We start from the raw sequence: 9,416 nt of genomic DNA, 5'->3' as shown, positions 1-9,416 counted from the left end.
CCACCGGGACCGCCTCCGCCGCCTCCCGGACCGCCGCCACCGCCGGCAGGGCCGCCCTTCGCCGCGTTCCCGCCGCCGGGGCCCGGAGATCCGCCTCCGCGCGGCGGGGGCGGGCGCGTGGTGATCGTCGTCGGCCTCCTGACGTTCGGGCTGCTGCTGGCGGGCGTCGCCGTGTTCCTGGCCGTCCGCGATGACGGCGGTAACGGCGGCGAGGGCCCGCGGGGTCCGGTCGTCCTGCGCGAGCCGCTGACGTTCCAGCTCGTGGCGGAGCAGTCCGCGGGGCCCTGCGCGTCCGGGACCGTCCCGGACGGCGAGGGCACCACCTGCTTCCGGCTCGGCCCGGAGCGCATGACGGTCGAGCGGGTGGAGCGCATCGAGGCGACGCTGCCGGGGCCGGAGAACAGCCACGTCGGCTGGACCGTACAGCTGGAACTGACCCCGGCCGACGGCGCGGAGTTCGGGCGGCTGACCGGCGAGGCCGCCGGGCGGCCCGCGGAGACCGGCGGCAGGCTCATCGCGATGATCGTCGGCGGGACCGTCATCTCCGCTCCGATGGTGCAGGGCCCGATCACCGGCGGCGAGGTGATGATCAGCGGCGACTTCGACCGGGCGGGGGCCGAGGACCTCGTGCGCCGGATGACCGGCCGGTAGGGCGCCCGGGGCCGCACCGGCACCGCTCGTGACCGGCGGCGCCGCGGTGCGGGCCGTGCGGGCGGCGCGGTGCGAGCGGTGCCGGGCGCGTGGGACGATGTGGCCGGTGAGCACAGCGCGGGAGGTGACCTCCGCTACCGTGAGCGACGTGGACGAGACGTCGCCGGAGCCGGGGCGGCAGCCCCAGCCGGAACCCGGGGAGGAGCATGGGTTCCGCGTCCACCTCGACAACTTCGAGGGGCCGTTCGACCTGCTGCTCGGGCTGATCTCCAAGCACAAGCTCGACATCACCGAGGTGTCGCTGCACAAGGTCACCGACGACTTCATCGCGCACATCCACTCCTACGGCCGCGACTGGGACCTCGACCAGGCCAGCCACTTCCTGCTCGTCGCCGCGACCCTGCTGGACCTGAAGGCCGCCCGGCTGCTGCCGTCCGGCGAGGTCGACGACGAGGAGGACCTGGCCCTGCTGGAGGCCCGCGACCTGCTGTTCGCGCGGCTGCTGCAGTACCGCGCCTACAAGGAGGTCGCGAAGGTGTTCGCCGGGCGGATCGCCGACGCGAGCCGCCGGTTCCCGCGCGTCGTCCCGATGGAGCCGCGGTTCGCGAACCTGCTGCCGGAGGTGCTGCTCGGGCTCGGGCCCGAGGAGTTCGCCCGCCTCGCCGCCAGGGCCTTCACGCCCCGGGAGGCGCCGTCGGTCTCCGTCGAGCACATCTACCAGCCGAAGGCCAGCGTCACCGAGCAGGCCGCGATCGTCGTGGAGCGGCTGCGCCGGCTCCGGAACACGACGTTCCGCGTCCTCGCTTCGGACGCCGAGGGCACCTACGAGGTGGTCGCGCGGTTCCTGGCGCTGCTGGAGCTCTACCGGGACCAGAACGTCATGTTCGAGCAGCTGGAGCCCCTCGGCGAGCTGCACATCACCTGGACCGGTACCGACGAGGGCGAGGTCGAGGTCGGCGACGACTACGAGGGCGTCGCCAAGAAGGACGACGCCGACAAGGACAAGGACGACGCCGACAAGAACGACGCCGAGACGCGCGACGCCGGGACGGACGGCGCCGCGAAGAAGGACGAGAAGGAGCAGAGGGACGAGGGTGGCGATGACTGAGGAACCCGGCGCGGAGGCGCCGGAGCTTCCGGGGCTGCGGGCCTCCATCGAGGCGATCCTGCTGGTGGTGGACGAGCCGGTCACCGAGATGACGCTCGCGCAGCTGCTGGAACGGCCCCGCGGCGAGGTCGCCGGGACGCTGCGGGAGCTGGCCGCGGAATACACTGAGCAGGGCCGCGGGTTCGACCTCAGGGAGGTCGCGGGCGGCTGGCGGTTCTACACCCGGGACGTGTGCGCCCCGGTCGTGGAGCGCTTCGTCACCGACGGGCAGCAGGCGCGGCTCACCCAGGCCGCGCTGGAGACGCTCGCCGTCGTCGCCTACCGGCAGCCGGTCAGCCGCGCCCGCGTGTCGGCGATCCGCGGCGTCAACAGCGACGGGGTGATCCGCACCCTGACGCTGCGCGGCCTGATCGAGGACGCCGGGCAGGACCCCGACTCGCAGGCCCACCTGTACCGCACCACCGGGTACTTCCTGGAGCGGCTCGGGCTCCGCGACCTCGACGAGCTGCCCGAGCTCGCCCCCTTCCTGCCCGATGACCTGCCCGACGACATAGTTGAGGACACGTGACCGACAACGAGGGCGTGCGGCTGCAGAAGGTCCTGGCCGAGGCCGGGATCGGCAGCCGCCGCCACTGCGAGGAGCTGATCGGCGAGGGCCGCGTCACCGTCGACGGGAAGAAGGTGTTCCGGTTCGGTGAGCGCGTCGACCCCCGGCGCGCCGTCATCCACGTGGACGGCAAGCGCGTCGAGACCCGCGCCGAGATGCGCTACTACGCCATCAACAAGCCCCGCGGGGTGGTGAGCACGATGGCGGACGAGCGGGGACGCAAGTCCCTCGCCGAGTACGTCGACGTGCCCGAGCGGCTGTTCCACGTCGGCCGCCTGGACACCGACACCGAGGGCCTGATCCTGCTCACCAACGACGGCGAGCTGTCGCACCGCCTCACCCACCCCAGCTTCGGCGTCGCCAAGACCTACCTGGCCGAGATCCACGGGCCGATCCCCCGCGACCTCGGAAAGCGGCTGCGGGCCGGCGTGACGCTGGACGACGGGCCCGCCAAGGCCGACAGGTTCCGGGTGTTCGACCAGGTCGGCAGGCGTGTGCTGGTCGAGATCACCCTGCACGAGGGGCGCAAGCACATCGTGCGGCGGCTGCTGAAGGAGGTCGGTTTCCCGGTCCAGCAGCTCGCCCGAATAGAGTTCGGGCCGATCAGGCTGGGTTCGCTGAAGCCGGGCACGATGCGGGCGCTGACCGTCCACGAGGTCGGTGACCTGTACAAGGCCGTGGGGCTGTAGACCGGCGGCACGAGGAGGGGGACGGCTGTGACGGTACGCGCGGTCCGGGGCGCGACGCAGGTCGACGCCGACGACCGGGACCAGATCCTGGAGGCGACGACGGAGCTCGTCTCCGCGGTGATGACCCGCAACGAGCTGAGCACCGACGACGTCATCAGCGTCATCTTCACCACCACGCCGGACCTCACGGCCGAGTTCCCGGCGCTCGCCGCCCGCAAGCTCGGCTTCCACGAGGTGCCGCTGCTGTGCGCGTCGGAGATCGCCGTGCCGGGGGCGCTGCCCCGGGTGATCCGGCTGATGGCCCACATCGAGACGTCCCGGCCCCGCTCCGGCGTCCAGCACGTGTACCTGCGCGGCGCGACGGCGCTGCGCCTCGACATCGCCCAGTGACCCGCCCCGGTGACCCGGCGCAGGCGTCGGGGAGCAGTGGCCGGGGAGCAGTAGGCTGACCGGCGTGATTGAGGACGCGGCGGCGCGGCGCCTTATCGTGGTCGGGACGGGGCTGATCGGGACGTCGATCGCCCTGGCCATGCGGGACCAGGGCGCCCAGGTGCTGCTGACCGACCGGGACGCGGCCGCGCTGGCGATGGCGGTCGAGCTCGGCGCCGGTGACCGGCTGCCGGACGAGGCGGGCGCCGGGCCCGCCGACCTGGCGGTGCTCGCGGTGCCGCCGGCGGCGGTGGCGGTGACGCTGCTGGACGCGCAGAAGCGCGGCCTCGCCACCGCCTACACCGACGTGGCGAGCGTGAAGGCGCTGCCGCTGGCGCAGGCCGCCGAGCTGGGCTGCGACCTGACGACGTTCGTGGCGGGACACCCCCTCGCGGGCAGGGAGCGGTCGGGGCCGGGAGCGGCCCGCGCGGACCTGTTCCTCGGCCGCCCGTGGGCGCTGTGCGCGCCGCCGGAGGCGACGCCGGAGACCGTCGCGGCCGTCACGGGCCTGGTGAGGGCGTGCGGCGGGATGCCGGTGGAGGTGGACGCCGCCGAGCACGACCGGGCCGTCGCCCTGGTCTCGCACGGCCCGCACGTGGTGTCGGCGGCGGTCGCCGCCCGCCTCACCGGTGCGGACGACACGGCGCTCGGGCTCGCCGGGCAGGGCGTCCGCGACGTCACCCGGATCGCGGCCAGCGACCCGCGGCTGTGGATCGGGATCCTGTCGGCGAACTCCGCGCCGGTCGCGGACGTGCTGGAGGCCGTCGCGACCGACCTGGCGGTGGCGGCGTCGCTGCTGCGCGACGGCAGCGAGGAGGCCGCCGCCCACGTGGCGGACCTGCTGCTGCGCGGGAACGCGGGCCGTTCCCGCATCCCCGGCAAGCACGGCGGGGACCAGCCCGCCTACGCGACCGTCCAGGTGGTCATCCCGGACCGTCCCGGCGAACTCGCGATGATCTTCCAGGCGGCGGGGATCGCGGGCGTCAACATCGAGGACGTGACGATCGAGCATTCGCCGGGCCGCCCGCTCGGCGTGCTGGAGCTGTCGGTGGTGCCGGAGGCGGCCGAGCGGCTCGCCGCCGAGCTGCGCGCCCGGGGCTGGTCGGTGCCCGGCTAGCGGCCCGGGGAGTGGACGCGGAACGGTAGCCTGGTTCGCCGGGGCCCGTCCGGGGGAACCCGCGCGCCGGCGCGGCGACGAGTGCCGACCGGCCCGCCCGCGGCCTCGCGCCGGAGGGCGCTCCAACGGAACAGAGAGGGAGCGATCGTGCCGCTCGTCATCGCCATGGACGGACCGTCCGGGTCGGGCAAGTCCAGCGCGTCCAAGGGCGTCGCCCGCGCCCTCGGCCTCCGCTACCTGGACACCGGCGCGATGTACCGCGCCATGACGTGGTGGATGCTCGACAACGGCGTTCCGGTCGAGGACGGCGCAGCCGTCGCGGCCCGCGCGCTCGAACCGGTCATCGAGTCCGGCACCGACCCGGAGGCGCCGACGATCACGGTGGACGGGACGGACGTGTCCGCGCCGATCCGCACCCGCGAGGTGACGAACGCGGTCAGCGCCGTCAGCTCCGTCCCGGCGGTCCGCGCCCGGCTCGTCGAGCTGCAGCGCGAGATCATCGGGGCCGGCGGCATCGTGGTGGAGGGGCGCGACATCGGTACGGTCGTCGCCCCGGACGCGCCGGTGAAGGTGTTCCTGACCGCCAGCGAGGAGACGCGCGCGGCGCGCCGCGCGAAGGACCTCGCGGCCGATCCGGGGGCCACGGTGACCGTCACGCGGGCCGAGCAGGCGCGGCGTGACCGGCTGGACTCCACCCGGAAGGCGTCCCCGCTGACCAGGGCGGGGGACGCGCACGAGATCGACTCGACGGAGCTGAGCCTCAGCGAGGTCGTCGAGACGATCGTGCGGCTCGCCAAAGAGCATGAGTGAGCGGGCGGCCTGACGGCCCCCGCGGAGACGGGACAGTGAGCGATTACGAGATCGAGACGGTGGACGTCGTCGAGGACGTCCCCGAGGACGAGGGACCCGCGCCGGTCGTGGCGGTGGTGGGGCGGCCGAACGTCGGCAAGTCCACCCTCGTCAACCGGATCCTCGGCCGCCGCGAGGCCGTCGTGGAGGACGTCCCCGGCGTGACCCGCGACCGCGTCGCCTACGACGCGACGTGGAGCGGGCGCCGGTTCACCGTCGTCGACACCGGCGGGTGGCTGCCCGACTCCACCGGGCTGGCGGCGGCGATCGCCGAGCAGGCGCGGCTGGCGGTCGAGCTGGCGGACGTCGTGCTGTTCGTCGTGGACGCGACCGTCGGCGCCACCGACGTGGACGAGGCCGTGGTGGAGATCCTGCGCCGGTCCGGCAAGCCGGTGGTGCTGGTCGCGAACAAGGTCGACGGCGTGGCCGCCGAGTCCGACGCGGCGCTGTTGTGGTCGCTCGGCATCGGCGAGCCGCACCCGGTCAGCGCCCTGCACGGGCGCGGCAGCGGCGACCTGCTCGACGCGGTGCTGGCGGCGCTGCCGGCGGAGGCCCCGCCGGAGACGTTCGGTGAGCCGGGCGGGCCGCGCCGGGTCGCGCTGCTCGGGCGCCCGAACGTCGGCAAGTCGAGCCTGCTGAACAAGCTGGCGGGGGAGGAGCGGGCCGTCGTGGACGCGGTGGCGGGCACGACCCGCGACCCCGTCGACGAGCTGATCGAGCTCGGCGGTAAGACCTGGCGGTTCATCGACACGGCCGGCATTCGGCGGCGGCACCGGGAGAACCAGGGCGCCGACTTCTACGCGACGCTGCGCACCCGGTCGGCGCTGGAGCGCGCCGAGGTCGCGGTCGTGCTGGTGGACGCCGACCAGCCGCTCGCCGAGCAGGACCTGCGGATCATCTCGCTGGTGATCGAGTCGGGCCGGTCGCTCGTCGTCGCCTACAACAAGTGGGACCTGCTGGACGAGGAGCGCCGCCACTACCTCGAACGGGAGATCGACCGGCAGCTCCACAACGCGCGGTGGGCACCGCGCGTGAACATATCCGCCAAGACCGGGCGGCACATGGAGAAGCTCGTGCCGGCGATCGAGACGGCCCTGGAGGGCTGGGGCACCCGCGTCCCCACCTCCAAGCTGAACCAGTTCTTCGCCAACCTGGTGAACGCGCACCCGCATCCGGTGCGCGGCGGCAAGCAGCCGCGCGTGCTGTTCGCGACGCAGGCGGGGGTGCGGCCCCCGCGGTTCGTGCTGTTCACCTCCGGGTTCCTGGAGGAGGGGTACCGGCGGTTCATCGAGCGGCGGCTGCGCGAGGAGTTCGGCTTCGCCGGGACGCCCCTCGACATCAGCATGAAGATCCGCGAGAAGCGCGGCAAGAACCGCAAGTAGCGGAAATATTCGCCGTTCGGCCCGCCCGGGATCTTTCCCGGGCGGGCCGCGGCATGCCAGTATGCATCCTGCGGGCAGCGAGTAAGTCTTCCATTACTCGCTGATCCCGCGAGTGGTGCATGGCCGGTGACCGGGGCGTCCGGGCATCGGGGAGCGGTCGAGGGGTGCGACGTGAAGCTCTTGCTGCTGATCTCCTGCGCGGTCGTCTGCGTGGCGCTGAGCTTCGTGTGGCGGGAACCGTGGATCGGCGGCGTCGGTCTCCTGATCGCCTTCGTGGCCATGTTCACCGACCGCGACGACGTGCGACTCGACGACGAGCGCGGCAGCTACGAGACGACCAAGTCCGTCCGCAACATGCGCAGGCACGACCGGTAGCCGCTACAGCCGGCCGGGGCCGGACGTGCGTGCGTCCTTCAGCGGTCGTAGCGCTGCTCGCCTGCGACCGGCTGGTCGCCGTGCCGCGGCGGATACGGTGCCTCGCCGGGCGGGTTCTCCCGCGCGTAGCGTCCGTACACCAGCGGCTGCGTGGTGCCCGAACCCGACCGTTCCGATTCGTGCGGCTCCACGGACTCCCGTGCGGCCTCCCTGGCACCGACCACGGCGAAGCGGCCGAGCGCCAGGCCGGCGAGGAACGCGATGACGACGCCGAGCCCAGTGAACCCGGCGAGCTGCTCGGCGATGCGCTGGCCCTCGCCCGTCCCGAGCGGGGCGCCGACACCCGAGGTGTCCCACAGCGCGGCGACGGTGTGCCCGACGGCGAACCAGGCGCCGCCGAGCGCGGCGAGCCAGGCGCCGAACATCGCGAACACGCGGTTGGCGCCCGCGAGCACGATCAGGCCGCCCAGCACGACGGCCGCCGCGGGGGCGATGCTGAGCTGGAGCCGGTCGGTGTCGTAGACCCACGTCTCGTCCGGCGCGAAGCCGAAGCCGAAGTACGGGCCGGCGAAGGGCAGCAGCCCGCCCCACAGGCCGAGCAGCACCAGCAGCGTCCCGCTGAGCAGGCCCCGGGTGCGTGGTGCGCGCATGTTCCCAGTCATGATCATTCCTCCTGACCGGGCGGGGGATTCTCTTTGCAGCACCCAATACCCGGAGCAGTCCACTCCACACAGCCGGGAAAGGCCGCCCCATGAACGCGGAGATCACCACGAAGGCGGCCGATCTCGCGGACACGATCGCGGCCGCTCTCGCATCTGCGAGTATTCGAAACAGCAACTCTCGCATCTGCTGGATATGGAGCGGTCTAGAACTCGTATCTGCGGAACGGTAGGCTGGGCGGTGTGACGACGTTCCGGATCAGTGAGGCGGCCGCGCTGCTGGGGGTCAGTGCGGACACCGTCCGCCGCTGGGTGGACGGTGGCCGCCTCCCCGCGGCGCGCGACGAGCACGGGCACCGGCTGGTGCCGGGCGCCGAACTCGCCGCCTTCGTACGCGAGCAGGCGCGCGGTGCCGTGCCGTCCGACCAGGGTGAGCGGTTCTCCTCGGCGCGCAACCGGCTGCGGGGCATCGTGACCGAGGTCGTGCGCGACGGGGTGATGGCGCAGGTCGAGATCCAGGCCGGGCCGTTCCGGGTGGTGTCGCTCATGAGCCGCGAGGCGGCGGACGATCTCGCCTTGGAGGTGGGCGTGGTCGCCGAGGCGGTCGTGAAGTCGACCAACGTCGTCGTCGAAGTGGCCGAGCCGTCCTGACCCCGGGGGGAGCAGCACATGTTCAAGCGGGTACTGGCGGCGGTCTCCGTGCTGCTCCTGGCCGTGTCCGGATGCGGCGGCGTCGGTGACGGGGCCTCGTCGGGCACGCGCGGCGGCGAGACGCTGACGGTGTTCGCGGCGGCGTCGCTCACGGAGGTGTTCACCGAGCTCGGCAAGGCGTTCGAGGGTGCGCATCCCGGTGTGCGGGTCAGGTTCAACTTCGCCGGCAGCTCGACCCTCGCGCGGCAGATCACGCAGGGCGCGCCGGTGGACGTCTTCGCGGCCGCCAGTCCCGCCACGATGGCGACGGTCACGGACGCGGGCGACGCGGCCGGGCAGCCGCGGGTGTTCACCCGGAACCGCCTGGTCATCGCCGTCCCGAAGGACGACCCCGGCGCGGTGGAATCGGCCGGCGATCTGTCCAAGGCGGGCCTCAAGGTCGTGCTGTGCGCCGTCCAGGTGCCCTGCGGTGCCGCGGCGGAGAAGGCTCTCGACGCGGCCGGGGTGGAGGTCGAGCCGGTGTCTCGGGAACAGGACGTCAAGGCCGTCCTCACCAAGGTCGGCATCGGAGAGGCAGACGCGGGGATCGTCTACCGCACCGACGCCCAGGCTGCGGGGGACAAGGTCAAGGGGATCGGGTTCCCCGAGGTTGCGCAGGCCCTCAACGACTACCCGATCGTCGAGGTCGCCGAAGCTCCGCACCCCGCACTCGCCAAGGAGTTCATCCAACTGGTGGTGGGAGCGCAGGGCAGGGCGGCGCTGAGTCGGGCGGGCTTCGAGGTGCCATGAAAAGGGCGCCGAAGGCGCTTCGGGGGGTGCGGGGGGTCGTCCCCCCTCGAAGGGGTGCGCAGCCGCCGAAGGCGCTCCGGGGGGTGCGGGGGGTCGTCCCCCCTCGGAGG

Annotated in this window: 12 protein-coding genes; 11 read left to right on the top strand and 1 reads right to left on the bottom strand. The window is 73.3% G+C overall.

Annotation, left to right across the window (positions count from 1 at the left end; all coding sequences use genetic code 11):
• Positions 1–117 precede the first annotated feature (117 nt).
• The 9 genes from E1289_RS38610 (at position 118) to E1289_RS33850 (ending at position 7,207) form a co-directional block, all read left to right on the top strand.
• The gene (locus E1289_RS38610; RefSeq protein ID WP_165970717.1) at positions 118–651 is read left to right on the top strand and encodes a hypothetical protein; all 534 of its coding nucleotides are present in this window, start codon (positions 118–120) and stop codon (positions 649–651) included.
• Positions 652–799: 148 nt separating this feature from the next.
• Positions 800–1,759, top strand: coding sequence for a segregation/condensation protein A (locus tag E1289_RS33885; RefSeq protein ID WP_243713326.1), 960 nt, complete (start codon positions 800–802; stop codon positions 1,757–1,759).
• Positions 1,752–2,327: an SMC-Scp complex subunit ScpB gene (gene scpB, locus E1289_RS33880; RefSeq protein WP_131987626.1), complete on the top strand. Its 576-nt coding sequence runs from the start codon at positions 1,752–1,754 to the stop codon at positions 2,325–2,327. The genes E1289_RS33885 and scpB overlap by 8 nt, the downstream gene beginning before the upstream one ends.
• Positions 2,324–3,055, top strand: coding sequence for a pseudouridine synthase (locus E1289_RS33875; RefSeq protein ID WP_131987624.1), 732 nt, complete (start codon positions 2,324–2,326; stop codon positions 3,053–3,055). The genes scpB and E1289_RS33875 overlap by 4 nt, the downstream gene beginning before the upstream one ends.
• 27 nt (positions 3,056–3,082) lie before the next feature.
• Positions 3,083–3,445 (top strand): chorismate mutase, encoded by a 363-nt coding sequence (aroH, locus tag E1289_RS33870; RefSeq protein ID WP_131987622.1) that lies wholly within the window; start codon positions 3,083–3,085, stop codon positions 3,443–3,445.
• Positions 3,446–3,509: 64 nt separating this feature from the next.
• Positions 3,510–4,601, top strand: coding sequence for a prephenate dehydrogenase (locus tag E1289_RS33865; protein ID WP_279488424.1), 1,092 nt, complete (start codon positions 3,510–3,512; stop codon positions 4,599–4,601).
• A 147-nt stretch (positions 4,602–4,748) separates the two neighbouring features.
• Positions 4,749–5,411: a (d)CMP kinase gene (gene cmk, locus E1289_RS33860; RefSeq protein ID WP_243713325.1), complete on the top strand. Its 663-nt coding sequence runs from the start codon at positions 4,749–4,751 to the stop codon at positions 5,409–5,411.
• A gap of 50 nt (positions 5,412–5,461) precedes the next feature.
• On the top strand, positions 5,462–6,832 hold the full coding sequence (gene der / locus E1289_RS33855) for a ribosome biogenesis GTPase Der (RefSeq protein WP_243713327.1): 1,371 nt from the start codon (positions 5,462–5,464) through the stop codon (positions 6,830–6,832).
• A gap of 171 nt (positions 6,833–7,003) precedes the next feature.
• Positions 7,004–7,207: a hypothetical protein gene (locus E1289_RS33850; RefSeq protein WP_131987618.1), complete on the top strand. Its 204-nt coding sequence runs from the start codon at positions 7,004–7,006 to the stop codon at positions 7,205–7,207.
• Between the two features lie 38 nt (positions 7,208–7,245).
• Here E1289_RS33850 and E1289_RS33845 read toward each other — a convergent pair whose 3' ends face one another.
• Positions 7,246–7,869, bottom strand: coding sequence for a hypothetical protein (locus E1289_RS33845; RefSeq protein WP_131987616.1), 624 nt, complete (start codon positions 7,867–7,869; stop codon positions 7,246–7,248).
• 240 nt (positions 7,870–8,109) lie between these two features.
• Here E1289_RS33845 and E1289_RS33840 point away from each other — a divergent pair, with 240 nt between their 5' ends.
• Positions 8,110–8,517 carry a helix-turn-helix domain-containing protein gene (locus E1289_RS33840; RefSeq protein WP_131987614.1) on the top strand — a complete coding sequence of 136 codons (408 nt, stop codon included), beginning with the start codon at positions 8,110–8,112 and terminating at the stop codon, positions 8,515–8,517.
• An 18-nt stretch (positions 8,518–8,535) separates the two neighbouring features.
• Positions 8,536–9,306, top strand: a complete 771-nt coding sequence (modA, locus tag E1289_RS33835; RefSeq protein WP_131987612.1) for a molybdate ABC transporter substrate-binding protein — start codon at positions 8,536–8,538, stop codon at positions 9,304–9,306.
• The last annotated feature ends 110 nt before the right edge of the window (positions 9,307–9,416 follow it).

The sequence above is a fragment of the Actinomadura sp. 6K520 genome (assembly GCF_004349245.1).
Lineage (GTDB): Bacteria > Actinomycetota > Actinomycetes > Streptosporangiales > Streptosporangiaceae > Spirillospora.
This window is presented reverse-complemented; position numbering and strand designations above follow the sequence as displayed.